Here is a 25,818-nt window from a genome sequence, read left to right as displayed (position 1 = left end):
CAGCGATGTGATCCCGCATCGAAGCAAGTGCCTAAAACAATCAAGCTTGCGGAGAACAATAAAATGCCTGAACAAAACGCAGCCTTTGAAAACCCCGGTAAACCCATGCCTCGGGATTATCGATTGACCGGCCCTGAAGCCGCCCGAGCGGCGCAAAAAGGCCTGGTATCGGCAAGCTGGTATCAATCCCCCATTTCTCGTAAACGCATGAAGGAATTGATGCAGCGCCGCGATGGCCCGGCCTTGCTTGATACCGCGATCTGGCTGTCGGCGATGGTCGTGACCGGGTTCGGCGGTTACTGGTTCTGGGGCTCATGGGCCTGCGTTCCGTTCTTCTTCGTCTACGGGATGCTCTACGGCACGGCGTCCAATGCCCGTTGGCACGAAGCGGGTCACGGTACGGCGTTCAAGACCCGCTGGATGAATGATGCGGTCTACCAGCTGTCGAGCTTCATGTTCATGTTCGAACCCCAAGTCTGGCGCTGGAGCCACGCACGGCACCACACCGACACCGTTATCGTCGGCCGCGATCCGGAGATCGTCGAACCACGTCCGCCAAGCCTGATCAATATGGTGCTGAGCCTGTTCAGGATGCCTTACGCGTTGAAGACGATGTGGTCAGTCTGCAAGCATGCGGTAGGGCGGATGGGTGAAGAAGAACAGACGTTCATCCCCGAATCCGAGTGGCCCAAGGTGGTGAGGGACGCACGCGTCTGGCTAGCGATTTATGTGCTCACCGTGGGCACTGCGCTTTATCTGCAGAGCTGGTTGCCGCTGATGTTTATAGGTCTGCCCACCCTCTATGGCGGTTGGCTGTCCTACCTGTTCGGCCTGTCGCAGCATGTGGGCCTGGCCGAGGACGTACTCGATCACCGCAGCAACTGCCGCACGATTTACATGAACCCGGTGCTGCGCTTCATGTACCTCAACATGAACTATCACCTTGAGCACCACATGTATCCGATGGTGCCGTTTCACGCGCTGGCGCAGCTTCACGAAGAGATTCGCCGCGACTCCCCGCCGCCTTACAGCGGCCTGTTCGAGGCTTTCAAGGAAATCATCCCGACCATCTGGAAGCAGCGCAAAGACCCGACCTATTTCGTCCGTCGCCCTTTGCCACAACGCGCAGCGACGGCCGCCAACGTCCAGGCAGAACCTGAAGTAACGCCGGCCTGACACCTTCCTGTCTGCACCACTACAAGAGAAAACGCCATGACCGATCAATGGATCGATGTATGTGCCGTGGACGATATTGACGACGAAGATGTCATTCGTTTCGACCATGGCCAGCACACCTATGCCGTCTACCGTTCCGCCGACAGCGAGTTTTTCGCCACTGCGGGCCTGTGCACCCATGAGTCCATCCATTTGGCCGATGGCCTGGTGATGGAACATGTCGTCGAGTGCCCCAAGCACAACGGGCGTTTCGACTACCGCTCCGGCAAAGCCCTTGGCGCACCGGTGTGCGTCAACCTCAAGACCTATGAAGTCCGGGTCGAAGCGGGGCGTGTGCTGCTCGCCATCACGGTCTAACTGCACGGAGCCTGTGCCATGAATCCTGCCAATGCTCCACTGGTCATCGTCGGCGCCGGGCATGCGGGTGGCCGCGCGGCCCTGACCTTGCGCGGCGAAGGTTATAGCGGTCGCCTGATTCTGATAGGCGACGAGTCCCATCCGCCCTATGAACGTCCGCCGCTGTCCAAAGGGCTGTTGCAGGGCACGATCGATCTGGCGGGTTACAGCTTGTGCGACACCGCTCAGCTCGCCGATCTGGACATCGAACACCTGGCGGGTAACCCGGTGAAATGCCTGGATCCGCAGCAGCATCGTCTGCAGTTGGCCGACGGCAGCTGGCTGCATTACGCCCGGCTGTTATTGGCGACGGGAGGGCGGTCGCGCAGACTCGCCTCGGTGCCCGAGCGTCTGCTCAATGTGCTTTATCTGCGCACACATGACGAGGCCCTGGCACTGCGCGCTTCGTTGCAGCCTGACACCCGGGTGGTGATCATCGGCGGCGGCTTTATCGGACTCGAAGTTTCCGCCACCGCCCGGGCCTTGGGTTGCACGGTGACCTTGCTTGAGGCCGGACCGCGTTTGGCGGGTCGGGTGTTGCCGGAGCAACTGTCCAGTGTTCTGCTGGAACTGCATCGCAGTCAGGGCGTGGATGTCCGGTTGAATGTGGCCATTGAGGCGGTGCAGGGCACTACTCACGTTGAGTCCGTGCAACTGGTCGACGGCCAGTGGTTGCCCTGCGACCTGGTGGTGGTAGGCATCGGCATGCAACCCAACACTGAACTGGCCGCAGCCGCAGGACTTGAGGTCGGCCAGGGCATTCGCGTCGATGCCCAACTGCGCACCAGCGCGCCGGACATCTTTGCGGCGGGCGATGTCTGTGAGTTTCGGCTGCACCCGCAAGGGGTTTTCCAGCGTCAGGAAACGTGGCGCAACGCCGAAACCCAAGGTCGTCACGCTGCCCTGAATCTGTTGGGCGGCGAACTGCCCTTCGAGGTCATTCCCGGTTTTTGGTCCGATCAATACGACTGGGGATTGCAGACCGTGGGCGTGATCGCAAACACGCAACCCACGGCGAGCCGGACAACCCCCGGTGGCGGATTCCTGTTGTTCTACCTCGATGCCGAACAACGTCTGCAAGGCGCTTGCGGCTGGGGGCAGGGGAATAGCGTCGCCAAGGACATCAAATTGTGCGAACGACTGATCGCTCTCCATAACCGCCTCTCGGTGGACGCTCTGGCCGATGCCGATGTACCGCTCAAACAACTGCTGAGGAACTGACATGCGTGAATTCCTGGTCTTTCAGTCCCAGTGGGCCATGCAAGATTACCGTGGCCAATGCGACCTTTCCCTGGAAGCGCAAGTGGAGAAAATCGCCGCCGCCGGCTTCGACGGTATCACCGACCATTTCTGGGTCGCGCCACATGCCGCACGCCTGCATGCCGCCGCCAAGGCGCAGGGCCTGCAAATCGAAGGTCAAGTGTTCCCCCGCACCGTGGATGATCTGGCGGCAGCGATCGATGTCGCGTCCCGCTACGGCTGCCACCACCTCACGCTGCAAGCAGACGTGCGGCCGCGCACGCTGAAGCAAGCTATCGAACTGATCGAAGGCTGGCAGCGTCTGGCCGAGCAGGTGGACTTTCCTGTTCTGCTGGAAACCCACCGTTATCGCCTCACCAGTGACCTGTTGTTCACCCTCGACATTCTCGCTGAAATGCCCGACCTCAAGCTTTTGGCTGACTTGTCCCACTATGTTGTGGGCCGCGAACTGCCAGAGCCGGCTGCCGCCGAGGACGACGAACAGATCCACACCGTCCTGCGGCACAGTTGGGGGTTTCATGGACGTGTCTCCAACGGCGAACAGGTTCAGGTGCCCCTGAGCTTCGCCCAGCATCGACCGTGGCTGGAGCGTTTCCTGGGTTGGTGGCGCTATGGGATCGAAGATTGGCTGGCCCGACCGAACACGCCCGATAGCCTTTCCTTCACCTGTGAACTCGGCCCACCGCCTTATGCCATTACGGGTGCCGATGGACGCGACATCACTGATCGTTGGGCGGAGGCGTTGATGCTTAAGGATGTGATACGTGAGGTTTGGAATGACTGCCAAAGGCGACCTCGCGATGGCCACTGATTGACACAGCGGCATATCGCTTCCCGGTAGTCACCTACAGGCCTGAACGGTCTGCGTGGAACAGTCGGTGCTACGATACTGATCGTCTATATCTTGCGATGAGATTCCGTATGGACCGCTTGTCTACCTTGTTGTCACAGTTCGGCGTGCGCGCAAACCTGTTTCACAGTGGCAAGCTTTGCGGTGTGGCGTCATACGATGGCGCTGACCAGCGCGGCCATATCCACCTGCTGCAGGCAGGTCGCGTCACTTTACGGAGCCCTGATGGCCGTGATCTGCTGCTTACCCGGCCCAGTCTGATTTTTCTGCCGCGCCCAAGCCCGCATCAACTGATCCCGGGTGAGCCCGAAGGGGCTCGACTCTTGTGTGCGTCAATGAAGTTTGATGGTGGTGTCGATAACCCGTTGTCTGCTTCGTTACCTGATCTTCTGGTGCTGTCCCTGGATGAGCTGCCGCTGCTGGCCGATACACTGAGATGGCTGTTCGGTGAGGCGGCAGCCGGACATTGTGGCAGGGAAGCAATGCTTGATCGCCTATTCGAGCTACTGATCATTTTGCTGCTCCGACATCTGCTCGACCACCAGGCATTAAGTACCGGAATGATGGCCGGACTGGCCGATTCGCGGCTGGTGCGCTCGCTGGTGCAGATGCACAACGCACCTCATCGTGCCTGGTCAGTCGCAGAGCTGGCACGTGAGTCGAATATGTCGCGCGCCGCCTATGCCGCGCATTTCCGATCCGTTATCGGGCAGACACCTGCGGATTATCTTCTGAGTTGGCGGATCAGCCTGGCGCAGAAACGCCTGCGTGAAGGCCGGCCGATTACGCTGATCGCTGACGAAGTCGGTTATGAAAGTCCCTCGGCGCTGGCTCGTGCGTTTCGCCGCAAGACGGGCAGCAGCCCCCGGGACTGGATGAAATCGCTGACATAGGGAAATGGCCTGAAAGCATCGGAGTGCTTCAGGCCATCCCAGGAGGGAAATGATCAGTTCAACGGGTTTCCAATCGGGTTAGAGAATGGCCCGCCACGAATACAGACGCGGCAAGCAACCCTATGTCTTTCAGGAGAAATTGGCCCGGTGCAACCGTAATGGCTGGGAAGCCGAGACCGGGTTCAACCACGCCAGGTGTCGAGAACATAAAGGTCAACGTGGTGAAAAACAGTCCGGCAGACAACGCTCCTCCAATTAAAGAAAGCTTGGGTGATAGCAGGCGACCTGCAATTAGAGCACCGATCGAGATCTCCAGGACTCCGAGTAAGCGAGAAAAGACATCTACACTGAAAATGTCATAAACCCATCCCAATAGAGGGCTGTTGCTTACAAGCGGAACCAATCCCTGTGCCTCGTAATGCGTGAATTTCATGCCGCCGAACCAGAAGTAGATGAGGGCGAGAGCAAAGTAAGCGCCGTAGGTTCCAATCGCCATGGTTTTAACCCCGAGCGACAGTCGGTCGGAAAAGCTGTTGTTGCCATGGCTGGTAATGTTCAAGACGTTCATTGGTGTGGGCTTCCAGAGGGTTGACTAAAGGGTTTGAAAACCCACGCGATAGACGTTGGGTGTGGGGATATTGTCGCCTCAGGCTTCGCTCTCTTGGGTTCCGAACGTACAGCGTTCAGTGCAGATCGTCTAAACCCGCGGGTGGGCCGGCTCAGCAATGAAGAGGGTTATCGCCATGAATGAACAGCACTGCGATCTGCTGGAACGGGTACTGACAGCCCACGGCGGACAAGAACGCTGGAACAGCTTTGACACGGTGAGCGCCAGCATTGTGACCGGCGGTTCGCTGTGGGGCATGAAGGGGCTGACCCAGGATAGTGACTCGCGTCAGATGACGGTCTGGCTGCATGAGCAGAGAGCGTCGGTAATGCCTTTCGGCGCCCCGAACCAGCGTACGGCGTACACGCCCGATCGAATCGCCATTGAAACCACGGATGGCCAAGTGGTGGCGGAGCGCTCGGATCCGAGGGCGTCTTTCGATGACCACGCAGAAACGACACCTTGGGACCCGCTGCACCGGGCATACTTCAATGGTTACGCGTTGTGGTCATACATGACGATGCCATTTCTGTTCATCTTGCCGGGTGTCAGGGTTGAAGAGGTCGACCCTTGGGAGGAAGGCGACCAACATTGGCGTCGTTTGCGGGTGCACTTTCCAGAGAGCGTGGTCACGCACTGTCCGGTGCAGGACTTCTACTTCGGTGAAGACTTTCTGCTGCGCCGGCACGACTACAGCGTTGACGTCAGTGGCGGATTTCCCGCTGCCCAGTACGTTCATGACTATGTTGAAACCCAGGGGCTCCGTTTGCCCAGCAAGCGCAGGGCCTATCGCCGTGACGCTAATAATCATGCGATCGCGTCGCAGCTGCTGGTGGCTATCGATATCAGTGACATCCGTTATTCATGACTCAATGCCATCGGGTGTATCTCTCTGTATCCGGATCACGGGTTCAGGGATTGGCTTACAAATGTCCTGCCTGCTGACACTTCGCGGATACATCACTGCGTCCAAATGACCGGGCCCAAATGAGGTTGCCCTGTCGAGGTGGATGCTAATGCATGTTCGCTCCGGGATTCCCGGCTCGATTCATTTCGCCGAGTGCATCCTCAAGGGTTTTTCTGCCCTTGTGGCATGACCGCGCGTTCCAATCGCGCACAGCATCTGGAGAAATACTATGTCCCGTATTCCGAACAAAACCCGTATTGGCCTGGCCGCAGTCGCGTTGGCTGGTGCTATGAGCCTCGCCTCGACCGCCTTTGCCATGGAGACGCTGCCCCAGGGCTATCAGTTGGCTTCCGCAGAGAAGGCTGGGGAGGGCAAGTGTGGCGAAGGTAAATGTGGTTCCAGTGACGCCAGCGCCAAGGCAACCCAGGCCGAAGGCAAGTGCGGTGAGGGCAAGTGCGGCGACGCTTCTTTCGCCCGCACCGACACCGATGACGACGGCCGTGTTGCGCTCAAGGAATTCCTGGCCGTGGCCCCGACCAAGAGTGAGGAGTTCAAAGCGATGGACACCAACAATGACGGTTACCTTTCCGAGGCAGAAACCTACACGTACAGGAGCAACCAATACACGTCCAACGGCAAGAAAGTGCCTACGGAGCTGTTCACGCGTATGAGCCAGGCCAAGGGCTGATTACACCTGCGTTATTTCACCCTCCCTGTACTCGTTACCGGGAGGGTTTTATGTCGTCTGGAGAACGCCCATGGCCGCGGCCTTGATGGCGTCAGAAACTCTGTCGGTAGTGGCTGACCGAGGCCGATGGCGGGTCCTCAACCAAACGGCAAAACGGCCAATAATCTAGTTTTGACTGTACGTCGAACGCCTTCGCAATTGCGCTGGACTGACTCCAAGGCGTTGCTTGAAAGCGGTCGTCATGTGCGCTTGGGAGTTAAAGCCGCAGGTGAGTGCGATCTCCGACAGCCTGGCGGTCGAATCGCGCATCGATGCTCGGGCCTTGGCCAGGCGTCGGTCGATTAGATAGCTATGAGGGCTCTTGCCCGTCGTGTTCTTGAATGCGCGCATGAAATAACCTTCGGACAATTCAAGCAACCCCGCCATTGCCTGTATACCCAGTGGGCCGTCGATGCCTGCATCAATGAATTCATCGAGCAGGCGCATCCGGCTGCCGGTTATAGAGCCTTGGGCCGGCGGCGCCGATGCGTCGATGCCCGCCGCCCGTTCAGCCAATGCGAGTGCCCAGGCTTCACAGTCGTCCTCCACGGAGCCCTGCAACAACGCGCGGCGCATTCGCAGGGCGAGGTTAACGGCTGGCTGATCAATGCGATTGTTGAATGCCCGGTCACCCGGCAATGAAATACCGTCGGTGCGCATGACCCGCAGGTATTCACCGCCCTTGGGTGATTCGGACAACACATCACAGCCAACGGGGACGAACGCCAGTCCGTTGGGCATGGCATCGAAGGGGCGCACTCGGTCGCTGCCGATGGCGTGCAAGCCTCGTTGGCTGTCGAAGGCAAAGCCGATCGCTGCCTGGGTCGCAACATATCGGGTCGCGTAGGCGGCGCCGGGTAGCAATTCGATCGCCCACGGCCCTGCCTCGACACGACGAATCGGTTCAGGTACGAGCGAGGGTTGCAGACGGTTTCGAAGGCTCATGAACACCATAGTAGTGAAGAGGGGGCGTAAAAGTCAGGTCAGTTTTTTGAAAGCCGGCGTGACGTGCCCATGCCTAGACTGGGAAAAGCCTCAGGAAGACAACTCATGCACAAACTGACTCGCAACGATATCGAACAAGCGGCCCGCCACGTCTACCAAGTCATGCCTGCCACCGCCCAATACCCTTGGCCATTGCTGGCTGAGCGATTAGGTTGCACTGTCTGGGTCAAACACGAAAACCACACACCTACAGGCGCTTTCAAAGTGCGGGGTGGCATTACCTTCCTGCACTGGCTGCGGCGCGAGCACCCAGGTGTGAAGGGCATTGTCTCCGCTACGCGCGGCAACCATGGTCAGAGCCTGGCGCTGGCGGCAAACACGCTGGGTTTGAGGGCCTTGATTGTTGTGCCGGAAGGTAATTCGCTGGAAAAGAACAATGCCATGCGTGGCTTTGGCGGCGAAGTGGTTGAGTGCGGTCGCGATTTCGACGACGCCCGTGAAGAGGCCGCGCGTCTGGCGCACCTGCATGGCCTCTACCTGGTGCCGCCGTTCCACACCGAGTTGGTCAAAGGTGTGGCCACGTATGCGCTGGAGCTGTTCATCGCTGCGCCCGATCTGGATACCGTCTACGTGCCGATTGGCTGTGGATCGGGGATTTGCGGAGTGATCGCCGCCCGAGATGCGCTGGGCCTGAACACCCAAGTGGTGGGCGTGGTTTCCAAAGAGGCTGCGGCGGCGAAGTTATCGTTTGAAGCTGGGACAATATACGAGACCGCCTCGGCAAATACCTTTGCCGATGGCTTGGCCGTGCGCAAGCCTGTTCCCGATGCGTTCGCCATCTACGGGGCCGCTTCGGCACGAATCGTCTCGGTCAGCGAGGGCGAGATTGCCGAGGCCATGCGCGTGTATTACACCGATACCCACAACCTCGCTGAAGGGGCAGGTGCGGCAGCGCTGGCAGCGCTCATTCAGGAGCGTGAAATGATGCTGGGCAAAAAGGTGGGCGTGATTCTGTCCGGCGGGAATGTTGATCGGTCGGTGTATGCGAGCGTGATTGGGTGATTGCGAGCTGATCAGTGATTGGGCAACTTCGGAGCTGCTGGGTGTTTCGCCTGACCGCGAGGGTCAGGCTTTCATTCGACGATCACAAACCGTCATCAATAAGCCGACGCTCGACATCGCCACACTGATCAGCCGATTGGCCCAGGCGCTACGTGGTCTGACCCCATAAGCCTTTATAATGCTGCTCAAACGAACTGACCGATGCGATTCTGCTGCGCGGCGGGGAAGGGCTACGGGATTTGGATTGCACGTTTGAGCTGCATGATCGCAGCCACCTGGCGTGTCTGGTGTCGGTGTGTCCGCTGGAGCAGGGTGGGCGCATTGTTTCGTTGCGCGAGAAGAGGCGAATCCGGGAAATCGGATGCGCGAAGCTGACCACCGTCAGGGACGCTACATTTTGCTGTTCCTGGGGTCGTCCGCCGGGTTGACGTAGGTGATCCCCCAAGGCCCCGTGCCATGGAGTTGGAGCACGGTTTCCTGTTCTCGACTGGCGCCGTACATCGACATTCCGACGGGAATGATCAGGGTGTCACCCGGTTGATAGGCCTTGGCCCGTGCCGGATCGAATTTATCTCCGGTGGCGAAGTAGAAAATGCCCGAGATAACGGTTACGCGTTCGGTCACAGGATGGGTATGCACGCCGATTTTTGTATTTGCTGGCAGCTTCAAGCGCAGGGTGAAGGGCTCGGCGGCTTTCAGGTCTCCTTCAATCACTGCAATCATTGCGCCGGGCCCCACCGCCGGAGCGGCTTTCCACTGAAGTTCGGATGAGGTGGCGGCAATAAAACCTGTTTCCTCGGCCAAGGCGGTAGATCCCAGGGAGCCTGCACTGAGCAAGGCCAGCAAAACAGCGACAGCTTTGTGAGCGCTCATCAGGGTTTCCTCATGTCTGGGGGCTTTGGGTGTGTCGCAACAGAGGCAAACATCGCTTCAACACACAGGTGCAGAGCCTGCATGATCCAGTCATATATGATGACGGTAGCCGAATGCTGAAGCGCGGATATACCCATTGTGAACAGTGCTATAACGAACAGGTATGTGTTGTGGGCTTGCTCGGCTCTGCCGGGGTTGATGAAGAGGCGTTGAAGGCGCTGATTCGCGCCGCGTTGGCGTTTAACACGTCGGTGTGAGCGACTTACCGTACTATTCAGCCTTGGAGAGCCCTGACTCAGTCCGAAACGGAGCCTTTAAAGTTTTTCGTAGATAACTTGCTGACGCAGGACACAGATGCTGGAACTGAGCTGTTCGACTGATTACGTCAGGCGCTTCGCGCCTATCGAGCAGTTCATAGCCATTGGCTGTGAAAAAACCAGCCGCGCTTTGGGTCAGCAAGTGAAGTCGGATTGCGCCTTGGGAGATGGCATGGCGTTCCAGTTCAGACAACACGGCTTTACCTAGCCCCTCGCCACGACGGGTCTCAGAAACGATCATTGAACGAAGCAACAGATCAGGGCCAGAACCCTCCAGCCCTCCATAAGCAACCCGGTTCCCATCCACCTCGAAGTGATAAAACTGCAGCCCCGGTTCGCTGACATCATCGCAGGGCAGTCCTGCTTCACTCAAAGACTCACGGAGCTGATTCAAACCGCTCGGCCCTACTTTAATCATCTGCATCGTTTGCCCCATTAACAGGTTTTTGGCACTCAATGTTAGCGGGCTCAATCCTGGCACTCGCCCCTAAGGCTTACGCAACAGAAGCAACAGCAGCGCCGCAGCCGCCAGCCCCGCCCCGACGACGAAAGTGCTGGCTGAGCCCGAAGTCTCCCACAGCGCGCCCGCGAGCACACTGGCGATCAACAGACACACGCCGCTGATCAGATTGAACAGGCCGAAGGCCGTGCCCCTGAGGTGTTCGGGGGCGGTGTCGGCGATCAGCGTCGCGAGAATCCCTTGGCTGAAGCCCATGTGCAGGCCCCACAGGGCCACGCCCGCCAGCATGGTCATGATCGAGTCCGCTTGCGCCAATAACAGGTCCGCAAGGATCAGCAGGACGATGCCGATACACAGCACTTGGGTGCGACTGATCCGGTCGGACAACCAGCCGGCAGGGTAGGCGGACACCGCATAAAACAACGACATGACCACCATCACCATCGGCACCCAAGTGGCCGTCAGGCCTGTCTGTTGCGCCTTCAAAACCAGAAAGGCTTCGCTGAAACGGGCCAGCGTGAAGAGCCCGCCGACGATCACCACCCACCAGTAACCACGGGAAAAGTCCCGCAGGACTTTCCAGTGAATGGGCGAACGAAAGGTGTGTTTGCCAGCGGCAGCGGTCGGTTCTTTTACCCCACCGACAATCAGCGCCACCGAGATCACCGCCGGGATCACCGCAAACCACAACACCAGATGGATCTGCCCGAGCCAAAGCATCAGCACGATAGCCAGGACCGGACCGAAAATGGCGCCCACGGTGTCCATCGACTGGCGCAAACCAAAGCAGGCGCCACGGATTTCGGTGGGTGCTATATCGGCGACCAGCGCATCTCGCGGCGCTCCACGAATGCCTTTGCCAATGCGATCCAGAAAACGCGCGGTGAACACCACCTCCACCGACTGCGCGAGGGGAAAGAGCGGCTTCGACAAGGCTGCCAGACCGTAGCCCATCAACAGTAGGCCTTTGCGCCGGCCGATAAAATCGCTGATGGCGCCGGAGAATATCTTGGTCAGCATCGCGGTCGCCTCGGCGATGCCCTCGATCACCCCGACGGTCAACGCGCTCGCGCCCAAGGTCGTGACCAGAAACACCGGCAGCAGGCTGTGCACCAGCTCTGACGACAGGTCCATGAACAGACTGACAAAACCCAGGGCCCAGACCGTGGAGGGGATACGCAGTGAAGCCGGTCTGGGTTTTGAGAGGTTGTCCATGCGGGTTTCCGGGATTGAATGCTCACCGATTGTTGATGTCGCCAACCCCGGCGATCAGGCCTTAAAGGTTCTGACTCAAAAAGAGCAACGTATTGCCATGTGCCTCAACCGCCGCCCGCTGGTTGTAGCTGTCACGGTGTGAGCAGTTGAAGCCGTGTTCGGCACCCGGATACACCTCGATATCGACGTCATCGTTGAATTCGAAACGCTCGGCGATTTGCTTCACCGCATCGATGGGGATGTGGCTGTCCTGCTCGCCAAAGTGCATCAGCAGCGGCACCTTGATTTCATTGGCCCGATCCAGTTGGTTCTGAATGCCGCCGCCGTAGTAGGCGATCGCCACGTCGACAAAACCGTTGGCCGCGGTGTTGTACGACAGCATGCCGCCGAAGCAGAAACCGATAGACGCAATTCTGCCGTCCAGCCCCGGCTGTGCTTTCAGGGCGTCAATGGCCAGTTTGATGTCGGCCTGCGCTTTTTGGGTGTCGGTGGCGTTCATCAGCTCGACGGCGCGTTTCCAGCCGGCTTCGTCGTAGCCCAATTCAATACGGTGACCGTTGCGCCAGAACAAATCCGGCGCGATGACCAGGTAGCCGTCGGCGGCGTATTGCTCGGCGACCGAGCGGATGTGCTCGTTGACGCCGAAGATTTCCTGAATCAGCACAATCCCCGGACCTTTACGGGTGTGGGGAATGGCCAGGTAAGCGCCGAATGTGCCCTCGGCGCTGCTGATCTCGATCCATTGGGTGGTTACGCTCATGATGGCTCCTTTACATAAGTTGGTGGGGGTATCGAGACGCTGGCGTATCAGCGGTGACTGCGCCGCCAGAAGTATCGAGCCAACAACGCGTCCATGCTGAGTTTGCCGGCCCCCGAGAACAACAGAGGCAGGAGGGCTGCGAGGTAGATCAGCGGCAGTTTGAAGTTGCCGTGGCCTTTGTCGCTGATGGCATAACCCTGGGCAAGTTCACTCAATGTAGACCAATCGGCCGGCCAGTGAACGGCAGCGGTCGCAACGATCGTGACCACGATCAGAATGATTGCCGAGAGCCGCGTCCCAAGGCCCACCAGCAGAGCGAGGGCGCAGATCAGTTCGGCCCACATCGCCAGTTCCCAGTTCAGCGTGGCCGGAACGTGGTTGAAGGGAAACGGGAAGTTGTGCTGGATGTCGGCGAACCAGTTCTGGCCGTTCCATTTTTCCAGGCCTGACTCGAAAAATTCCCAGGCTAGAAATACCCGCAAGGTCAGGGGCGCGATCCAGCTGCCGGCCCGATCGAGGTTCAGGTGCAGGCCTTTGATGGCCGACGAGAGAGAAGTGTTCATGGCTTTAACTCCGGGATTTGAACGACAGTCGCATTCATTGTGGGAGCAGCTGTGGCGAGGGGGCTTGCCCCCGTTGGGTTGCGAAGCAGCCCCAAAATCTCTGATGTACCAAAGATCTTGTGAGCGCTACGCACTCAAACGGGGGCAAGCCCCCTCGCCACAAAAGCCCGCTCCCACAGGGGATTGTTGGTGTTGTTGAGGTTTCATTCGGTCGACAGCGCATTCCGGGTCGACCGTTTGTACTTCAGTGCAATCTTGCCCAGCAGCCGAATGACGATCGCCGAAAACATCAGGCCGAACGGCAGGACGTACCAGGCGCTCATGGGAATGCGTTTGAAGTTGGAGTAGGTGAAGACCGCCGCGATCACCCACATGCCGCTGACGTGCAGGGCTTTCCAGGCCTTGGGGCCGATCAGGCGCGCCGTGGCTTTGAACGAGGTCAACGCCATCAGCAGAATGAACAGGTAACCGACCGAGCCCGGAATGTTGCCAGCCGTGGTACGGCTGGGCCAGAACTCGGGGTTCAGTTGGCCATAGCTGTAGATCAGGATGGCGTGGACTAGATGGGAAAACGCGAAGGCCAGGCCAATGAAACGTCGCTCGCGCACCAACGAACGGGTGAAAGGCGAGGGCACCAGCACAGCCAAAGCCGAGGCGGTGAACGCGGCGAGAAACAGCGCAAACGAAGTGCGTGCGGTGGCGCGAATGGCGCTGCGGGTGGCTTCCACCAGGTCCGGGTTCAGCAGCAGAATCAGGCCGGTCATCAACAGCACCAGCAAGGACAGCAGGCCAAACAGCGACCAGCCGTGGTAACGGGGAACTTGGGTCATGATGACAACACTCCTGAGCAAGGGCCGACCCGGTTTTGCGAGTGGTCAGCGGACGGCAGGAGTGTTGCAACCGGGTGTATGGGCGGTATGTCCGAAAGGTCGTCCGGTGCAAGTTCATGTATCCCGGGCCGCGACAGATACATTCCCATACAAAACTGTGATTCAGCCTCGGCCAGAGGCGTCTAGCGACAGTGTCCCCGCAATCCCATGGGGCGAGACTTCGGAACCCGGCATGCAAGCGCTGTTGAACGAGATCCTTGACGCAGTCCGACCGTTGATCGGTCAGGGCAAAGTGGCTGACTACATTCCCGCCCTCGGCACCGTGCCGTCCAATCAGTTGGGCATTGCCGTGTATGGCAACGACGGCGAGTTGTTTTGTGCTGGAGACGCCGACACGCCGTTCTCGGTGCAGAGTATTTCCAAGGTGTTCAGCCTGGTGCAGGCCATCGACCATTCCGGCGAAGCGATTTGGGACCGCCTGGGCCATGAACCGTCCGGCCAGCCGTTCAACTCGCTGGTGCAACTGGAGTTCGAGCGCGGGCGCCCGCGCAATCCCTTCATCAACGCCGGTGCGCTGGTGATCTGCGACATCAACCAGTCACGTTTTGCCGCGCCGGCGTTGTCGATGCGCGATTTTGTCCGCCGTTTGTCCGGCAACCCGAATGTCATGGTGGACGGCAAGGTCGCCGAATCGGAATACCAGCATCGCGCGCGTAACGCGGCCATGGCTTATCTGATGCAATCGTTCGGCAACTTCCATAACGACGTCGAAGCCGTGCTGCGCAGCTACTTCAGCCATTGCGCGCTGCGCATGAGTTGCGTGGATCTGGCCCGGGCGTTCTGTTTCCTGGCCAACGACGGTTTTTGCAAACACAGCGGCGCCCAGATCCTCAGCGCCCGCCAGACCCAACAAGTCAACTCGATCATGGCCACCAGCGGGCTGTACGACGAAGCCGGTAATTTTGCCTATCGCGTCGGTCTGCCGGGCAAGAGCGGTGTGGGCGGGGGCATCGTCGCGGTGGTGCCGGGGCAATTCACGGTGTGCGTCTGGTCTCCGGAATTGAACACCGCCGGCAACTCCCTCGCCGGCATGGCCGCGCTGGAGTTGTTGAGTCAGCGGATCGGCTGGTCGGTGTTCTGATGGCATTTCTTGACTAGGGCCCGATGACCGCTACCGTGAAGCAGGCATTCTTTGACTCACCCAAACGGGTGAAGGGGCGAGTGACTTCATGGTGAATTTCGGTTCCGCGCTTCTAGTCTTCAATGACCCGGACACTCATTTGCGCAAAGGGTTGTCTGCCGTGGTCCAGATAGGCGACACCCTGTGGGTCGCCAATGATGAATCCTTGAGCCTGGAGCGCTTCACCTTGCGTGAGCGCGTCGGTGCGGGCGAGTTTCTGTTTGACCAGCACAAGCAATTCTCGTTGGCGTCCCTGTTGGCGCTGCCGGTCATCCCGACGATTGGCGAAGAATTCGTTGAAGCAGACCTGGAAGGCATGAGCTACGACCGCGACACGGGGTATCTCTGGATTGTGGGGTCTCACAGCCTGAAACGGAAAAAACCCGATAGCACCAAGTCCCTGAAGAAAAACGCCGAGCGTCTGGCAACTGTCAGCAGCGATGGCAATCGTTTTCTCCTGGCCCGGATTCCGGTGGTCGAAGAAAACGGAACGTTCACTTTGGTGAAGAGCACCGCCGACGATGATCGAGTTGCCGCCCAATTGGCCGGCAATCAATTGGGCAACGAATTGCTCGATGAGCTCAAGGACGACGAACATGTGGGGGCATTTCTACACATTCCCGGCAAGGACAACGGGTTCGATACCGAAGGCCTCGAGATCAATGGCAAGCGTGTTTTTATCGGGTTGCGAGGACCTGTGCTGCGGGGCTGGACCATTGTTCTGGAGGTTGAACCCGAAGACCATCCCAAGGCCGTCCACACGCTGACGCTGAAAAAAATCGGGCCCAAGGGGCGCAAATATCGAAAGCATTTTCTCCAGTTGGGCGGACTCGGCGTCAGGGACTTATGCATCGATGGTGACGACATGTTGATCCTGGCCGGGCCGACGATGAACCTCGACGGGCCTGTCAGCGTATTTCGATGGCTCGACGGCGCCAGGCCAACAGACGAAAGTTTTGTCTTCAGCGAACAATTGACGCCGGCTCTGGAGGTTCCTTACGGGCAAGGAGAGGATAAAGGCCGCGATCATGCCGAAGGACTAACCTTTATCAGCACCGCGGGCGTCGAAGAACCCTTGCTGCTGGTGGTCTATGACGCGAACGCCAAATGGCGCAAACAGGGGAGCAATCGCCTGGAGCAAGATGTATTTCGACTGGCGAAAAAATAACCGCCACCGCGCCCCGGTGAATGACGCTCCACGGATTTTCCTATACATTTTCTGGCCGCTCTCCTGCATGGTGAAACCGTTTCATGTCTCTTGCGCTCGAACGTCTAGTCGCTGGCACACCAATCCCTTTTGCCGGTAATCGTGTCACTGTCGTCAGCCCCGAACTGGCGGCGCGCTTTCAACCCGGCGACCATCTGCTGGTGGAGCAGGTCAGCGGTGAATTGTTGCTGATCCCGGTGGCGGACCAGCAAGCGGCGGCGGTCGCCATCGAGCGCGCCGAAGCGGCGTTCACTGCGATGTCCGGCGTCTCGGATCAAGCCATTAGCGAGTTCTTCGATCACTTTGCGCAACGCCTGGAGACCCCGGAATGCTGGGCCTTGATTGCGGCGGCCAATTTGGCCGATATCGAGCGGGCCAAAGCGCGCGGGCGTTCCACCACGCGGTTACTGGCCGATGAACGCATGCGCGGCGACATGATCGCCGGCCTGCGGGCCTGGCGCGATGCTCCGGCCACGCGCGGCAAAGTCGTGAGCTGCGTCGAGCACGACGGCTGGAAAGTCGAGCAAGTGGTGTCGCCGCTGGGTATCGTCGCGTTCGTGTTCGAAGGCCGACCGAATGTCTTCGCCGATGCCGCCGGTGTCTTGCGCACCGGTAACACCGCGGTGTTGCGCATTGGCAGCGATGCGTTGGGCACTGCGCAAGCCATCGTCACCCATGCATTGAATCCGGCATTGAGCGATGCCGGATTGCCGACCGGAGCAGTTTCCCTGGTGGAAAGCGTCAATCATGCCGCCGGTTGGGCGATGTTCGCCGACCGACGCCTGTCATTGGCTGTGGCCCGTGGTTCGGGACGAGCGGTCAGCCAGTTGGGCAGCATCGCGCAACAGGCCGGCACCGCGGTCAGCCTGCACGGCACCGGTGGTGCGTGGTTGATCGCCGACCAGGACGCCGATGCCCAACGCTTTGCCGCCGTGGTACGCAACTCGCTGGACCGCAAAGTCTGCAACACCCTGAACGTTTGCCTGATCCTCCGCGACCGCGCCGCCGAGCTGGTGCCGCTGTTTCTCGACGCACTGCAACTGGCCGGCACCGCTCGGGGCCAGGGCTGCAAGTTGCATATCGTCGAGGGTAGTGAGCAGCATTTGCCAGCCGATTGGCAGACCGCGAGCGTCGAGGTGTACCGCGCCGAAGGCTATCAGACCGAAGCGTTGGCCGAACCGCTGCCCGAAGATCAATTGGGGCGCGAGTGGGAGTGGGAAGAAACCCCGGAAGTCAGCCTGAAGATCGTCGACGATCTGGATCAGGCCATCGCCTTGTTCAACCGCTACAGCCCGCAATTCACCGTGTCGCTGATCAGTGAAGATGCCTCGGCGCAGGAGCGTTTCTACAACGCGGTCAACGCACCTTTTGTCGGCAACGGGATTACCCGCTGGGTCGATGGACAGTACGCGCTGAACAAGCCGGAACTGGGGCTTTCGAACTGGGAAAGTGGGCGCCTGTTTGCGCGCAGCGCGATTCTCTCGGGGGATGGCGTGTTCACCATCCGTAGCCGCATGACCCAGACGGATCTGTCGGTCAAACGCTGAGACGCGCAAAACCTGTGGGAGCGTGGCTTGCCCGCGAAGAACGATGACGCGTTATACCTGAAAAAACGCGGTGCATTCTTCGCGGGCAAGCCACGCTCCCACAGGATATTCGTTGCTCTTTTATCTTACCGGCCTCAGGGACAGCCCCCCGACCGCAGGCCACGGCACGCACTATACTTAGTATGTGTCCGTGTCTGCACGGGGACGGACAGCGCATCTGATTACGTGAGAGAGGATTGCGCCATGAAACTTCATTCCTTTCAACATTACTCTCATGGTCTGGAAACGGTCGTTCACGACACGTGGATTACCGCCCGGGTGAAGTCGGCCCTGACATTGGCCGATACCACCCTTGGCCTGAATGTCCATGTCAAAACCCATGCGGGCACGGTGGCATTGAGTGGTCGCGTCAACACCCATAGACAGTGTGAGCAGGCTGTTGCTGTGGCACGTTCGGTCCCGGGTGTCGTCAACATCGATGCCAGCGAATTGCTCACCCATGTGTTCACGCCAGGGCATCCTCCAGAAGCGCCCAATGCTGAAGACACGCCTGAGCGTCGGTCGGACGACAAATGACAGCCTTGTGACTACGCATTGGCGGTTATAACGCTGCGCCAAGCCTGGCGCAGCTTGTGCGGTCGACACCTTCAGGCGGCTTCAACCGTTTTGCCGTGCACGGCGCAAGTGCACGGCTGTTCGGCCAGCGACACGAAACTGTGATTGTCGGCATCCAGGGCATCGACCGAACCGGTCTCAATGTCATAAACCCAACCATGCAGATTCAGCAGGCCTTTTTCCTGGGCCAGACGCACGCTCGGGTGAGTCTGGATATTCGCCAGTTGAGCAATGACATTTTCCCGGACCATCGAGCTTACCTTGGCTGCGTCGCTGGCGTGAGGACGGGAGTCATTGATCACCTTGGCCGACTCGGCGTGTTGCAACCAACCACTGACCGCGGGCAGGTGATCCATGCATTTGCACTGGGCGATGGCGGTCATGGCGCCACAATCCGAATGCCCGCAGATCACGATGTCCGTCACGCCCAATACCGCGACTGCATATTCGACCGTGGCCGACACGCCGCCGGGATGCGGGCTGTAAGAGGGCACGATGTTGCCGGCATTGCGCACCACGAACAGTTCGCCGGGCTCTTGCTGGGTCAGCAGTTCCGGCACCACGCGGCTGTCGGAACAGGTGATGAACAAGGTGCCGGGATGCTGAGTGGTGGCCAAGTGTTTGAACAGGTCGGTACGTTGTGGGAAGGCTTCTTTCTGGAACTTCAATAAACCGTCGATGAGCGCTTTCATGGCGGACTTCCTTGCAATGAATGAGGGAGGCTAATGCCGGTGAGTTAAGACACAGAACCTGTGGGAGCGGGCTTGCCCGCGAAGAATGCACCGCGTTTTTCAGGTATTGCGCGTCATCGTTCTTCGCGGGCAAGCCACGCTCCCACAGGTATTGCGTATTAATTGAATGGATCGTTTTAGAAAGGACGCAACGGCAGGAACTTGCCGTCCAGGGTAATCACCGCGCGAGAACCACCTTCCGGGTCTTCAACTTTCTTCATGTCCAGCTTGAAGTTGATCGCGCTGATGATGCCGTCGCCGAATTGCTCGTGAACCAGGGCTTTGAGCGTGGTGCCGTAGATCTGGATCATTTCGTAGAAACGGTAGATGGTCGGGTCGGTCGGGACACCCGAGAGGCTGCCGCGCAATGGAATGATCTGCAGGCGGGCCACAGCGTCGGCTTCCAGTTCGAGTTTCTCGCCAATCACCTTGGCGGCGGCTTCCGGCAGCGGATGCTGGCCGAGCAGGGCGGCGGTGACGTAGGCCAGGCCCAGGCCGGTGCCGTCAGTCAAATCCTGCCAGGACAGATTCTTGCGCGCCTTGGCATCGAGGATCGAAGTGGTCAGGGCCAGGCTCGGATCCTGGTAAGTGTGGGACTGTTGCATGGTGTGACTCCTATCGGTTGCGGCTGGAAAGTGGAGCCATCTTCGGTCGATTGATCCATAGCGTCCAAGATCGATATACAATGCATTGCATAAGTCCTGCCTATAGATGGTGTGCCCATGCTGCTCCGACATTTGCGCTACTTGCTGGCAGTCGCCGACCACGGCGGCTTCACCCGCGCCGCCGAGGTGTTGCATGTCTCTCAACCGACGCTGTCCCAGCAGATCCGGCAACTGGAGGAAACCTTGGGCGTCAACCTGTTCGACCGAACTTCGCGCACGGTCAAACCGACCGATGCGGGGCTGGCTTATATCGAAAGTGCCCGTCGGGTACTGGTGGAACTTGAAGCGGGGAAGCGCGCGCTGCATGACGTGAAGGATTTGTCTCGCGGCAGCTTGCGATTGGCCATGACGCCGACGTTCATGGCGTATCTGGTGGGGCCGCTAGTGCGCGACTACGTGGCGAAGTTTCCGAACATCCATCTGCAGATTTTCGAGTTATCGATGGATGACATCGAGGCCGGTTTGCTCGATGACTCGCTGGACATCGCCATCGCCTTTACCCCGGTGAGGAGCCCCGACATCGAGTGCGTGCCGGCATTTGTCGAGACCTTGGGGGTGATGGTCGGGCTTGGTCATCCGTTGTACGAGCGCCAGAACCCGCTCTCGCCAAAGGAGGTGGCGCAACTGGATTTCGCGTTGCTGACGCCGGACTTCATCACCCGATCCTCCATTGACGGGTATTTTCGGCAACAGAACATCACGCCCAAAGTGGCGATCGAGGTGAACTCGGTGAGTACGCTGTTAGAGGTCATTCGTCACGCGCCGATGGCCACCATCCTGCCGGAACCCATCGCCACAGCGGAGCGGGCATTGCGCAAAATTCCGCTGTTGGGGGAGGCGCCCAACCGAGGGGCCGCGCTGCTTCGGCGCAAAAACAACTACCACAGTGCGGCGTCTGTGGCCTTTATGGAGCTGGTAATGGGCGCGGCTGCAGTCGAGTCGGCGAACAGTCAGTCATCCACTGATTGACACACCCCATTGGGAGCCTTGCCGGTGGAGGACACGGTCACCGAATCGTCATCGGCGAGGATGATCGAGATCGTGATGCCCGAACCCCTGGCTTCGAAACGGCGATCGTTGATGGCTTTGGTTACCGCCTCTTTACTGTTGATCAATACCGGGCCGTCCTGATCCGCATGGACGACGACTTTACCGGGGCAGTCCACATCGAATGAGGGAATACCAGGGAGGGTGTTCGCATGGGCAACATTCGCCATCGCGAGCACTATGAATATCAGGATGTTGTTCATCGCAAGCCTCCAGAGATCCAGCAGGGCATAGGGTTAACCATAGCTTTGTTTGGTGCGCACGAGACAAACGAAAAGGCCCCGCTCGATATTCCGAGCGGGGCCTTCTTTCTTTACTGAGAGGGGATATCAATACAACCGATCAATCACCCGAACTTCGTTCTGGTTCTGCATCGATGCCCACGCCTGTTTCAGCGTTTGCAGCACATTACCGATGAAGTCCTTGTCGGCCGCGGCTTTCTTGCCGACATAACCCTGGCCGCGACGGTACATCTTCAGTCGGGCGAGCAGGTTCTGGTTGCTGCGGTCGAATTCTTCTTCGTGGGCATGGGGCGACAGGCAGTCGATATGAACCTGGCCCGATTTGCTGATCCACAGAATATGGCTGTCCTGGCTGTCTTTTTGCGCAGCGAACAAGCGAGCCAGTTCATCGATAGTAGGTTGATTGTTCAGATTCATTGTAAGCCCCTTGACCATTTGGTGATCTTTCAAAGTTGATTCGCTAATACAAGTAGCCCATCGGTTAGTTGATCCCTGGCACCGAAACCAGGACGTCAGCGGTCGGCCGTCAATACGACGGGGTCCCGCGTCTGTTGCATGTAGTCGTGTTGAATAACTGCTACGCAATAGCGTCACAACGAAGAGAAGCAGCGAAAACCTGGAGGCCACTGCCGACATTTTCAGGGTCGGCCACAAGCTTCATGAGGATTGATCGCCAGCGCTTCTCGCCCTTGTACTGGACGTTCAGGCCAGGTCAGCTTCTTCAATCTGCCTTGTGGGCAGCGTGTATCCGGGAAAAACAGCTCGGCGGTCAGACGAGCTTGCTCAAACGTGTTGCCTGTACTCCCGATCGGGGAGATGTCTGCATCATGCAAGGGCAAATCGGAGGCGTCAACGGTTTTGTAGTGATTATTTTTGCTCACTACATATTGTCGGACAAAGTGGTTTTGGAATTAGAAAGTCAGGCGTGGCTGGCACGCCGGCCCGTAGGAGCGAGGCTTGCCCGCGAAAGCCATCACACGGACAAACGGCAGGACCGCGTCATCGTTCTTCGCGGGGCCTCGCTCCTACGGAGTTTGTACGGGTGCCGAAGGCTGCGATCTTTTAAAGCGGTAAACGGTACACGGATAACCATCGATCGGCAGGTGATGCAGGGTGAATTCGCCGCCCGTGAGATCAGGTATCACCCTGGCCCAGAACAGCCGTGCAGGCTGGTTGGCATCGATGTGGAAAATCTGCCATTGACCGGGGAACCGGTTCAAGAGGGCAGAGACGACAAACTTCGCGACGCCTTGGCCACGAAAGCGTCGACTGACAAAAAAGTAGCCGATGTTGTGCTCGGCGCCGACGATGTGGGTTTCGTTATCCACGATCACAAAACCGGCAAGCTCGCCGTCAACCTTGATCAGAAACGGCTTGGTTGCCGGGTTGCGCCAGTAATCAAGCTTGGGCTGGATGTTGAAGAAGCCATGATCCCCGAGTTTCAGCGGCAGCCATTCGCTGAAGTCGTAGATGTAGAACTGCATCAGGTTTTCGATGGTTTCCAGTTCGTCGCGCTGAGCGGCGTGAAGTTCTATTGAGGGCTGGCTTCTGATTGTCACCATGGTCGTACCTTTCAGAAAGCAGGGCTGTTGCCTGATGCGCCGCAGAACCTTTAGGAGCGAGGCTTGCCCGCGAAGAACGATAACGCGTAATACCCGAAAACCGCGGTAACTTCTTCGCGGGCAAGCCACGCTCCTACAGGTTTCGATTCGTTGCAAGTGCCTTAAGACTTGCTCACCGGTTTAGCCGCGCGTTTGGTGCCGGTCGAAGGTTTGCGTTTGGCCGGTTTGCGTTTGTTTTTCCACGGTGTGGCGCCACGCCCGGCCGGGCTTGCCGGCCCGCTGATGGTCAGGTTCAGGCCGGCGCAACGTGCTACCTGCTTGCTCATCCACGCAGCTTGTTTGGTGACGAACTCTTCCAGGCTCATTTCACCGCTCTGCACCATGTCCAGGGCCTGTTCCCAGATTGCCGTGGTACCGGGATCGGCAATCGCGCGCGGCACGGCGTCGATCAGACTGAACGCTGCCGGCGTCGCGGCCAGGGCCTTGCCGTTCTTGATCAGGTAGCCGCGGTCCAGCAGGCCCTGGATGATCGAGGCGCGGGTGGCTTCGGTACCGATGCCGGTGGTGTCCTTGAGCTTTTGCTTGAGCAGCGGATCTTCCACCAGTTTGGCGACGTTCTTCATCGCCTTGATCAGATCGCCTTCGGTGAACGGCTTGGGTGGCTGTGTCCAGAGGTCCTTGAGCTTCACATCGGCCACCGCGCAGTCACGCCCTTCGGCCAGTGCCGGCAGTGTTTGCGGTGCCGGTGCTTCGCGGCCCTTGGCAGGCGCGAGGGCCTCGGGCAGGGCGCGTTTCCAGCCGGGCTCGACAATCTGCTTGCCCACGGCGCGCAAGGCTTCACCGGCACAGTCGAAGTCGGCCTGGGTCCGGTCGTATTCATGGTTGGGCAGGAACTGCGCCAGGTAACGCGCACGAATCAGGGTGTAGACCGCCCGTTGCTTGCCTACCAGGCGGTCGAGGTTTTTCGCCGCCGCCGTGGGAATGATGCCGTGGTGAGCGCTGACCTTGGCATCGTTCCAGGCCCGTGAGCGGCGCTGGGGTTCCAGGTAATTGTGCAAGGCGTTGAGGGCCGGGTCGGCCTGCCTCAGCGCAGCAAGAATACCTGGGGCTTCGCTGTGCTGACTCAGCGGTAGATAACCACAGTCGCTGCGTGGGTAGGTGATGACTTTGTGGGTTTCGTACAGCGCTTGGGCGATATCGAGGGTTTCCTGAGCGCCCAGCCCGAGCTTCTTCGAACAGACTTCTTGCAACGTGCCCAGATCGAACGGCAAAGGCGCGACTTCGCGCATCCGTTCGGTGCGCAGTTTGATCACCCGCGCGCTCGCCGCACCTCTAATGGCCGTAGCCGCTTTCTGAGCCAGCGCCTGATTAAGGCAACGGTCTTGATCGTCGCAAGCGTCGGAGGCTGCACGCCACTGGGCGGTGAACGCGGTGCCGTCGTGCAGCAGTTGCACATCGATCGCCCAATAAGCGACCGGGACGAAATCGGCAATGCTGCGGTCGCGATCCACCACCAGGCGCAAGGTCGGCGTTTGTACCCGGCCGACCGGCAGTACACCCTGATAGCCGGATTGACGCCCCAGCAGGGTGAACAGCCGACTCATGTTCATCCCGATCAACCAGTCGGCCCGGGAACGGCCCAATGCCGAATGATAGAGGCTGAATGTATCGGCCCCGGGCTTTAGCGCCGCCAGTGCCTTGCGGATCGACGCATCGTCCAGCGCCGACAGCCACAATCGCCGGATCGGCCCGCGATAACGGCAATGCTCCACCAGTTCCCGGGCGATCATTTCGCCCTCACGGTCGGCGTCGGTGGCAATCACCAGTTCACTGGCCTCGCCGAGCAAGCGTTTGACCGCTTTGTATTGGCTGGCCGTGCGCGGTTTGACGGTCATCTTCCATTTTTCGGGAATGATCGGCAGATCCGCCAGCACCCACCGCTTGTAACGCGCGTCATAGGCATCTGGTGGTGCAGTTTCCAGCAGATGGCCGATGCACCAGGTTACCGTGACGCCCGTTCCCAGCCAGCAGCCGTCGCCCCGACGCTTGGCGCCGAGCACGGCCGCGATGTCTTTGGCCTGGGAAGGTTTTTCACAGAGGTACAGCTGCATAACCACCATCGATCAGTGTTCGAGAGGTGCACAGAATGGCGGCTGATGAGCGATGGATCAATCTTTATCTGTATGGATGTACAGCTTAAGCTGTTGCGGTTGATGACAGTGGTCAGTCCACCACAAACAACCTGGCGCCAATGGCAGTGGATGAACGATGTGCTTCGGCATTGTCAGCCACTTGATAGCTCATGCCCGGCGTGAGAACGAAGACTCGACCGTCTTCCAGTTCAGTGTGCAATTCCCCCTCCAGACAAAACAGCACATGCCCCTTTGAGCACCAGTGATCGGCCAGATACCCCGGCGTGTATTCGACGATACGCGCGCGAATCGCGCCGAACTGTTGGGTGCGCCATAGGGCGCTGCCGGTCTCGCCCGGGGTGTTCGGTGGGATCGATTTGCGACCAGTCGGTGGTGCCGAAGGGGATGTTGGCAATGTCCATGCTGCTCTCCAGGTTTAGGGCATGCTGTTTTGGGGGCTTCACTGTAGCGCAAGCAAGCTCCGTTCGGCTGTGAAGTGCTCGCGATGCTAAAACATGGGGTATACCTGATGGGTCACGGATACAGCGCAACAGCAGCAGAGGAACCTATCCATGAAAGCCCCTGGTCCCGGTAAACCCATCACCATCGAGCCTCAACCCGGTTGCGTGGTGGTGAAGTTCCATGGCATTCAAGTGGCGTCGTCCACTCGCGCGCTGGTCATGCATGAGACCAATTATCCTCCGGTGTACTACATCCCGCGGGAGGACATCGCCGAACAGTATTTCGCCCGCACCGACCACACCAGCTATTGCCCGTACAAGGGCGATGCCAGCTATTTCAGCCTGCAAATCCCCGGGCATGAAAGTGCCAATGCGGTATGGAGCTATGAGCACCCCAAGGTGTCGGTTGCGCAGATTGGCGGGTATGTGGCGTTCTATCCTGACGAAGTGACGTTTGAGGTGCTCAAAACCTGATGTGTAGAACACATTGTGGCGAGGGGGCTTGTCGGAACGCCGCATCGCCCCGTTCGGCTGCACAGCAGTCGCAGAACCTGCAATCGCGGCGTACCTGACACACCGAGTAAGGTT

At 59.0% G+C, this 25,818-nt stretch carries 29 protein-coding genes and 2 pseudogenes; 16 read left to right on the top strand and 15 right to left on the bottom strand.

Annotation, left to right across the window (positions count from 1 at the left end; all coding sequences use genetic code 11):
• The first annotated feature begins 63 nt into the window (after positions 1 to 63).
• The 5 genes from PSH65_RS18700 to PSH65_RS18680 all read left to right on the top strand — a co-directional run bounded on the left by PSH65_RS18700 (position 64) and on the right by PSH65_RS18680 (position 4,575).
• Positions 64 to 1,176: a fatty acid desaturase family protein gene (locus PSH65_RS18700; protein ID WP_305421698.1), complete on the top strand. Its 1,113-nt coding sequence runs from the start codon at positions 64 to 66 to the stop codon at positions 1,174 to 1,176.
• A gap of 36 nt (positions 1,177 to 1,212) precedes the next feature.
• The gene (locus PSH65_RS18695; RefSeq protein WP_123719133.1) at positions 1,213 to 1,533 is read left to right on the top strand and encodes a MocE family 2Fe-2S type ferredoxin; all 321 of its coding nucleotides are present in this window, start codon (positions 1,213 to 1,215) and stop codon (positions 1,531 to 1,533) included.
• 18 nt (positions 1,534 to 1,551) lie between these two features.
• The gene (locus PSH65_RS18690; protein WP_305421697.1) at positions 1,552 to 2,793 is read left to right on the top strand and encodes an NAD(P)/FAD-dependent oxidoreductase; all 1,242 of its coding nucleotides are present in this window, start codon (positions 1,552 to 1,554) and stop codon (positions 2,791 to 2,793) included.
• Position 2,794: 1 nt separating this feature from the next.
• Entirely contained in the window at positions 2,795 to 3,643 is an 849-nt protein-coding gene (locus tag PSH65_RS18685) for a sugar phosphate isomerase/epimerase (RefSeq protein ID WP_305421696.1), read from the top strand.
• 110 nt (positions 3,644 to 3,753) lie between these two features.
• On the top strand, positions 3,754 to 4,575 hold the full coding sequence (locus PSH65_RS18680) for an AraC family transcriptional regulator (RefSeq protein WP_305421695.1): 822 nt from the start codon (positions 3,754 to 3,756) through the stop codon (positions 4,573 to 4,575).
• Between the two features lie 58 nt (positions 4,576 to 4,633).
• Here PSH65_RS18680 and PSH65_RS18675 read toward each other — a convergent pair whose 3' ends face one another.
• A complete protein-coding gene (locus PSH65_RS18675) occupies positions 4,634 to 5,143 on the bottom strand; it encodes a YkgB family protein (RefSeq protein ID WP_305421694.1) in 510 nt (169 codons plus the stop codon).
• A gap of 175 nt (positions 5,144 to 5,318) precedes the next feature.
• On the opposite strand from PSH65_RS18675, the gene PSH65_RS18670 reads away from it, so the two are divergent.
• Together PSH65_RS18670 and PSH65_RS18665 are read left to right on the top strand one after the other, a co-directional pair.
• On the top strand, positions 5,319 to 6,050 hold the full coding sequence (locus PSH65_RS18670) for a hypothetical protein (RefSeq protein ID WP_305421692.1): 732 nt from the start codon (positions 5,319 to 5,321) through the stop codon (positions 6,048 to 6,050).
• A gap of 268 nt (positions 6,051 to 6,318) precedes the next feature.
• Entirely contained in the window at positions 6,319 to 6,777 is a 459-nt protein-coding gene (locus PSH65_RS18665) for an EF-hand domain-containing protein (protein WP_305421690.1), read from the top strand.
• 165 nt (positions 6,778 to 6,942) lie between these two features.
• Here PSH65_RS18665 and PSH65_RS18660 read toward each other — a convergent pair whose 3' ends face one another.
• Positions 6,943 to 7,770 carry a helix-turn-helix transcriptional regulator gene (locus tag PSH65_RS18660; RefSeq protein ID WP_370694654.1) on the bottom strand — a complete coding sequence of 276 codons (828 nt, stop codon included), beginning with the start codon at positions 7,768 to 7,770 and terminating at the stop codon, positions 6,943 to 6,945.
• Positions 7,771 to 7,866: 96 nt separating this feature from the next.
• Here PSH65_RS18660 and PSH65_RS18655 point away from each other — a divergent pair, with 96 nt between their 5' ends.
• Positions 7,867 to 8,823 carry a threonine dehydratase gene (locus PSH65_RS18655; RefSeq protein ID WP_305421688.1) on the top strand — a complete coding sequence of 319 codons (957 nt, stop codon included), beginning with the start codon at positions 7,867 to 7,869 and terminating at the stop codon, positions 8,821 to 8,823.
• A gap of 188 nt (positions 8,824 to 9,011) precedes the next feature.
• A pseudogene (locus tag PSH65_RS31885) lies at positions 9,012 to 9,221 on the top strand (AAA family ATPase); the annotation flags it as partial.
• Here the strand turns inward: PSH65_RS31885 and PSH65_RS18650 are convergent.
• On the bottom strand, positions 9,214 to 9,696 hold the full coding sequence (locus tag PSH65_RS18650) for a cupin domain-containing protein (protein WP_305421687.1): 483 nt from the start codon (positions 9,694 to 9,696) through the stop codon (positions 9,214 to 9,216). The pseudogene PSH65_RS31885 and the gene PSH65_RS18650 sit on opposite strands and share 8 nt — an antisense overlap.
• Positions 9,697 to 9,809: 113 nt before the next feature.
• Here PSH65_RS18650 and PSH65_RS18645 point away from each other — a divergent pair, with 113 nt between their 5' ends.
• The gene (locus PSH65_RS18645) at positions 9,810 to 9,953 is read left to right on the top strand and encodes a hypothetical protein (RefSeq protein ID WP_305421686.1); all 144 of its coding nucleotides are present in this window, start codon (positions 9,810 to 9,812) and stop codon (positions 9,951 to 9,953) included.
• Positions 9,954 to 9,966: 13 nt separating this feature from the next.
• On the opposite strand, the gene arsN2 is transcribed toward PSH65_RS18645, so the two are convergent.
• From arsN2 to PSH65_RS18620, 5 genes are all read right to left on the bottom strand, one after another.
• Positions 9,967 to 10,437 carry an arsenic resistance N-acetyltransferase ArsN2 gene (gene arsN2 / locus PSH65_RS18640; protein ID WP_305421684.1) on the bottom strand — a complete coding sequence of 157 codons (471 nt, stop codon included), beginning with the start codon at positions 10,435 to 10,437 and terminating at the stop codon, positions 9,967 to 9,969.
• 63 nt (positions 10,438 to 10,500) lie between these two features.
• On the bottom strand, positions 10,501 to 11,688 hold the full coding sequence (locus PSH65_RS18635) for an MFS transporter (protein ID WP_305421682.1): 1,188 nt from the start codon (positions 11,686 to 11,688) through the stop codon (positions 10,501 to 10,503).
• 61 nt (positions 11,689 to 11,749) lie between these two features.
• Positions 11,750 to 12,448, bottom strand: a complete 699-nt coding sequence (locus tag PSH65_RS18630; protein WP_305421680.1) for a dienelactone hydrolase family protein — start codon at positions 12,446 to 12,448, stop codon at positions 11,750 to 11,752.
• A 47-nt stretch (positions 12,449 to 12,495) separates the two neighbouring features.
• Positions 12,496 to 13,011, bottom strand: a complete 516-nt coding sequence (locus PSH65_RS18625) for a DoxX family protein (protein ID WP_305421679.1) — start codon at positions 13,009 to 13,011, stop codon at positions 12,496 to 12,498.
• A gap of 203 nt (positions 13,012 to 13,214) precedes the next feature.
• Positions 13,215 to 13,844 (bottom strand): ferric reductase-like transmembrane domain-containing protein, encoded by a 630-nt coding sequence (locus tag PSH65_RS18620; protein WP_305427013.1) that lies wholly within the window; start codon positions 13,842 to 13,844, stop codon positions 13,215 to 13,217.
• 229 nt (positions 13,845 to 14,073) lie between these two features.
• Between PSH65_RS18620 and glsB the strand changes: the two genes are divergently transcribed.
• The 4 genes from glsB (at position 14,074) to PSH65_RS18600 (ending at position 18,351) form a co-directional block, all read left to right on the top strand.
• Positions 14,074 to 14,982 (top strand): glutaminase B, encoded by a 909-nt coding sequence (gene glsB / locus PSH65_RS18615; RefSeq protein WP_305421678.1) that lies wholly within the window; start codon positions 14,074 to 14,076, stop codon positions 14,980 to 14,982.
• A gap of 88 nt (positions 14,983 to 15,070) precedes the next feature.
• Complete coding sequence (locus PSH65_RS18610; RefSeq protein ID WP_305421677.1) at positions 15,071 to 16,189, top strand: DUF3616 domain-containing protein; 1,119 nt, start codon at positions 15,071 to 15,073, stop codon at positions 16,187 to 16,189.
• 83 nt (positions 16,190 to 16,272) lie between these two features.
• A complete protein-coding gene (locus PSH65_RS18605) occupies positions 16,273 to 17,775 on the top strand; it encodes an aldehyde dehydrogenase family protein (RefSeq protein ID WP_305421676.1) in 1,503 nt (500 codons plus the stop codon).
• 243 nt (positions 17,776 to 18,018) lie between these two features.
• Positions 18,019 to 18,351, top strand: coding sequence for a BON domain-containing protein (locus PSH65_RS18600; protein ID WP_305421675.1), 333 nt, complete (start codon positions 18,019 to 18,021; stop codon positions 18,349 to 18,351).
• Between the two features lie 71 nt (positions 18,352 to 18,422).
• Here the strand turns inward: PSH65_RS18600 and PSH65_RS18595 are convergent, their stop codons facing one another.
• Together PSH65_RS18595 and cynS are read right to left on the bottom strand one after the other, a co-directional pair.
• Positions 18,423 to 19,082, bottom strand: coding sequence for a carbonic anhydrase (locus PSH65_RS18595; protein WP_305421674.1), 660 nt, complete (start codon positions 19,080 to 19,082; stop codon positions 18,423 to 18,425).
• Between the two features lie 176 nt (positions 19,083 to 19,258).
• A complete protein-coding gene (cynS, locus tag PSH65_RS18590; protein ID WP_305421673.1) occupies positions 19,259 to 19,726 on the bottom strand; it encodes a cyanase in 468 nt (155 codons plus the stop codon).
• Between the two features lie 117 nt (positions 19,727 to 19,843).
• Between cynS and cynR the strand changes: the two genes are divergently transcribed.
• On the top strand, positions 19,844 to 20,755 hold the full coding sequence (cynR, locus tag PSH65_RS18585; RefSeq protein WP_305421672.1) for a transcriptional regulator CynR: 912 nt from the start codon (positions 19,844 to 19,846) through the stop codon (positions 20,753 to 20,755).
• Here cynR and PSH65_RS18580 read toward each other — a convergent pair.
• The 5 genes and pseudogenes from PSH65_RS18580 to PSH65_RS18560 form a co-directional block, all read right to left on the bottom strand.
• Positions 20,737 to 21,036, bottom strand: a complete 300-nt coding sequence (locus PSH65_RS18580) for a hypothetical protein (protein ID WP_305421671.1) — start codon at positions 21,034 to 21,036, stop codon at positions 20,737 to 20,739. The two genes, cynR and PSH65_RS18580, sit on opposite strands and share 19 nt — an antisense overlap.
• 126 nt (positions 21,037 to 21,162) lie before the next feature.
• A complete protein-coding gene (locus PSH65_RS18575; RefSeq protein WP_123719150.1) occupies positions 21,163 to 21,492 on the bottom strand; it encodes a hypothetical protein in 330 nt (109 codons plus the stop codon).
• A 608-nt stretch (positions 21,493 to 22,100) separates the two neighbouring features.
• Positions 22,101 to 22,637: a GNAT family N-acetyltransferase gene (locus PSH65_RS18570; protein WP_305421670.1), complete on the bottom strand. Its 537-nt coding sequence runs from the start codon at positions 22,635 to 22,637 to the stop codon at positions 22,101 to 22,103.
• Positions 22,638 to 22,798: 161 nt separating this feature from the next.
• Positions 22,799 to 24,748, bottom strand: a complete 1,950-nt coding sequence (locus PSH65_RS18565) for a DNA topoisomerase III (protein ID WP_305427012.1) — start codon at positions 24,746 to 24,748, stop codon at positions 22,799 to 22,801.
• Between the two features lie 112 nt (positions 24,749 to 24,860).
• Positions 24,861 to 25,191, bottom strand: a pseudogene (locus PSH65_RS18560) (DHCW motif cupin fold protein).
• 150 nt (positions 25,192 to 25,341) lie between these two features.
• Here PSH65_RS18560 and PSH65_RS18555 point away from each other — a divergent pair.
• Positions 25,342 to 25,704 (top strand): DUF427 domain-containing protein, encoded by a 363-nt coding sequence (locus PSH65_RS18555; RefSeq protein WP_305421669.1) that lies wholly within the window; start codon positions 25,342 to 25,344, stop codon positions 25,702 to 25,704.
• Positions 25,705 to 25,818 lie beyond the last annotated feature (114 nt).

It is taken from the genome of Pseudomonas sp. FP603 (assembly GCF_030687415.1).
Lineage (GTDB): Bacteria > Pseudomonadota > Gammaproteobacteria > Pseudomonadales > Pseudomonadaceae > Aquipseudomonas > Aquipseudomonas wuhanensis.
Note: the sequence above shows the minus strand (reverse complement) of the source record. Positions and strands in the feature narration are given on the sequence as shown.

What these genes read in the sequence shown, in the direction of transcription:
- PSH65_RS18700 (WP_305421698.1), top strand. Translation starts at nt 64, where the DNA reads ATGCCTGAACAAAACGCAGCCTTTGAAAACCCCGGTAAACCCATGCCT.
- PSH65_RS18695 (WP_123719133.1), top strand. Translation starts at nt 1,213, where the DNA reads ATGACCGATCAATGGATCGATGTATGTGCCGTGGACGATATTGACGAC.
- PSH65_RS18690 (WP_305421697.1), top strand. Translation starts at nt 1,552, where the DNA reads ATGAATCCTGCCAATGCTCCACTGGTCATCGTCGGCGCCGGGCATGCG.
- PSH65_RS18685 (WP_305421696.1), top strand. Translation starts at nt 2,795, where the DNA reads ATGCGTGAATTCCTGGTCTTTCAGTCCCAGTGGGCCATGCAAGATTAC.
- PSH65_RS18680 (WP_305421695.1), top strand. Translation starts at nt 3,754, where the DNA reads ATGGACCGCTTGTCTACCTTGTTGTCACAGTTCGGCGTGCGCGCAAAC.
- PSH65_RS18675 (WP_305421694.1), bottom strand. Translation starts at nt 5,143, where the DNA reads ATGAACGTCTTGAACATTACCAGCCATGGCAACAACAGCTTTTCCGAC.
- PSH65_RS18670 (WP_305421692.1), top strand. Translation starts at nt 5,319, where the DNA reads ATGAATGAACAGCACTGCGATCTGCTGGAACGGGTACTGACAGCCCAC.
- PSH65_RS18665 (WP_305421690.1), top strand. Translation starts at nt 6,319, where the DNA reads ATGTCCCGTATTCCGAACAAAACCCGTATTGGCCTGGCCGCAGTCGCG.
- PSH65_RS18660 (WP_370694654.1), bottom strand. Translation starts at nt 7,770, where the DNA reads ATGGTGTTCATGAGCCTTCGAAACCGTCTGCAACCCTCGCTCGTACCT.
- PSH65_RS18655 (WP_305421688.1), top strand. Translation starts at nt 7,867, where the DNA reads ATGCACAAACTGACTCGCAACGATATCGAACAAGCGGCCCGCCACGTC.
- PSH65_RS18650 (WP_305421687.1), bottom strand. Translation starts at nt 9,696, where the DNA reads ATGAGCGCTCACAAAGCTGTCGCTGTTTTGCTGGCCTTGCTCAGTGCA.
- PSH65_RS18645 (WP_305421686.1), top strand. Translation starts at nt 9,810, where the DNA reads ATGCTGAAGCGCGGATATACCCATTGTGAACAGTGCTATAACGAACAG.
- arsN2 (WP_305421684.1), bottom strand. Translation starts at nt 10,437, where the DNA reads ATGCAGATGATTAAAGTAGGGCCGAGCGGTTTGAATCAGCTCCGTGAG.
- PSH65_RS18635 (WP_305421682.1), bottom strand. Translation starts at nt 11,688, where the DNA reads ATGGACAACCTCTCAAAACCCAGACCGGCTTCACTGCGTATCCCCTCC.
- PSH65_RS18630 (WP_305421680.1), bottom strand. Translation starts at nt 12,448, where the DNA reads ATGAGCGTAACCACCCAATGGATCGAGATCAGCAGCGCCGAGGGCACA.
- PSH65_RS18625 (WP_305421679.1), bottom strand. Translation starts at nt 13,011, where the DNA reads ATGAACACTTCTCTCTCGTCGGCCATCAAAGGCCTGCACCTGAACCTC.
- glsB (WP_305421678.1), top strand. Translation starts at nt 14,074, where the DNA reads ATGCAAGCGCTGTTGAACGAGATCCTTGACGCAGTCCGACCGTTGATC.
- PSH65_RS18610 (WP_305421677.1), top strand. Translation starts at nt 15,071, where the DNA reads ATGGTGAATTTCGGTTCCGCGCTTCTAGTCTTCAATGACCCGGACACT.
- PSH65_RS18605 (WP_305421676.1), top strand. Translation starts at nt 16,273, where the DNA reads ATGTCTCTTGCGCTCGAACGTCTAGTCGCTGGCACACCAATCCCTTTT.
- PSH65_RS18600 (WP_305421675.1), top strand. Translation starts at nt 18,019, where the DNA reads ATGAAACTTCATTCCTTTCAACATTACTCTCATGGTCTGGAAACGGTC.
- PSH65_RS18595 (WP_305421674.1), bottom strand. Translation starts at nt 19,082, where the DNA reads ATGAAAGCGCTCATCGACGGTTTATTGAAGTTCCAGAAAGAAGCCTTC.
- cynS (WP_305421673.1), bottom strand. Translation starts at nt 19,726, where the DNA reads ATGCAACAGTCCCACACTTACCAGGATCCGAGCCTGGCCCTGACCACT.
- cynR (WP_305421672.1), top strand. Translation starts at nt 19,844, where the DNA reads ATGCTGCTCCGACATTTGCGCTACTTGCTGGCAGTCGCCGACCACGGC.
- PSH65_RS18580 (WP_305421671.1), bottom strand. Translation starts at nt 21,036, where the DNA reads ATGAACAACATCCTGATATTCATAGTGCTCGCGATGGCGAATGTTGCC.
- PSH65_RS18575 (WP_123719150.1), bottom strand. Translation starts at nt 21,492, where the DNA reads ATGAATCTGAACAATCAACCTACTATCGATGAACTGGCTCGCTTGTTC.
- PSH65_RS18570 (WP_305421670.1), bottom strand. Translation starts at nt 22,637, where the DNA reads ATGGTGACAATCAGAAGCCAGCCCTCAATAGAACTTCACGCCGCTCAG.
- PSH65_RS18565 (WP_305427012.1), bottom strand. Translation starts at nt 24,748, where the DNA reads ATGCAGCTGTACCTCTGTGAAAAACCTTCCCAGGCCAAAGACATCGCG.
- PSH65_RS18555 (WP_305421669.1), top strand. Translation starts at nt 25,342, where the DNA reads ATGAAAGCCCCTGGTCCCGGTAAACCCATCACCATCGAGCCTCAACCC.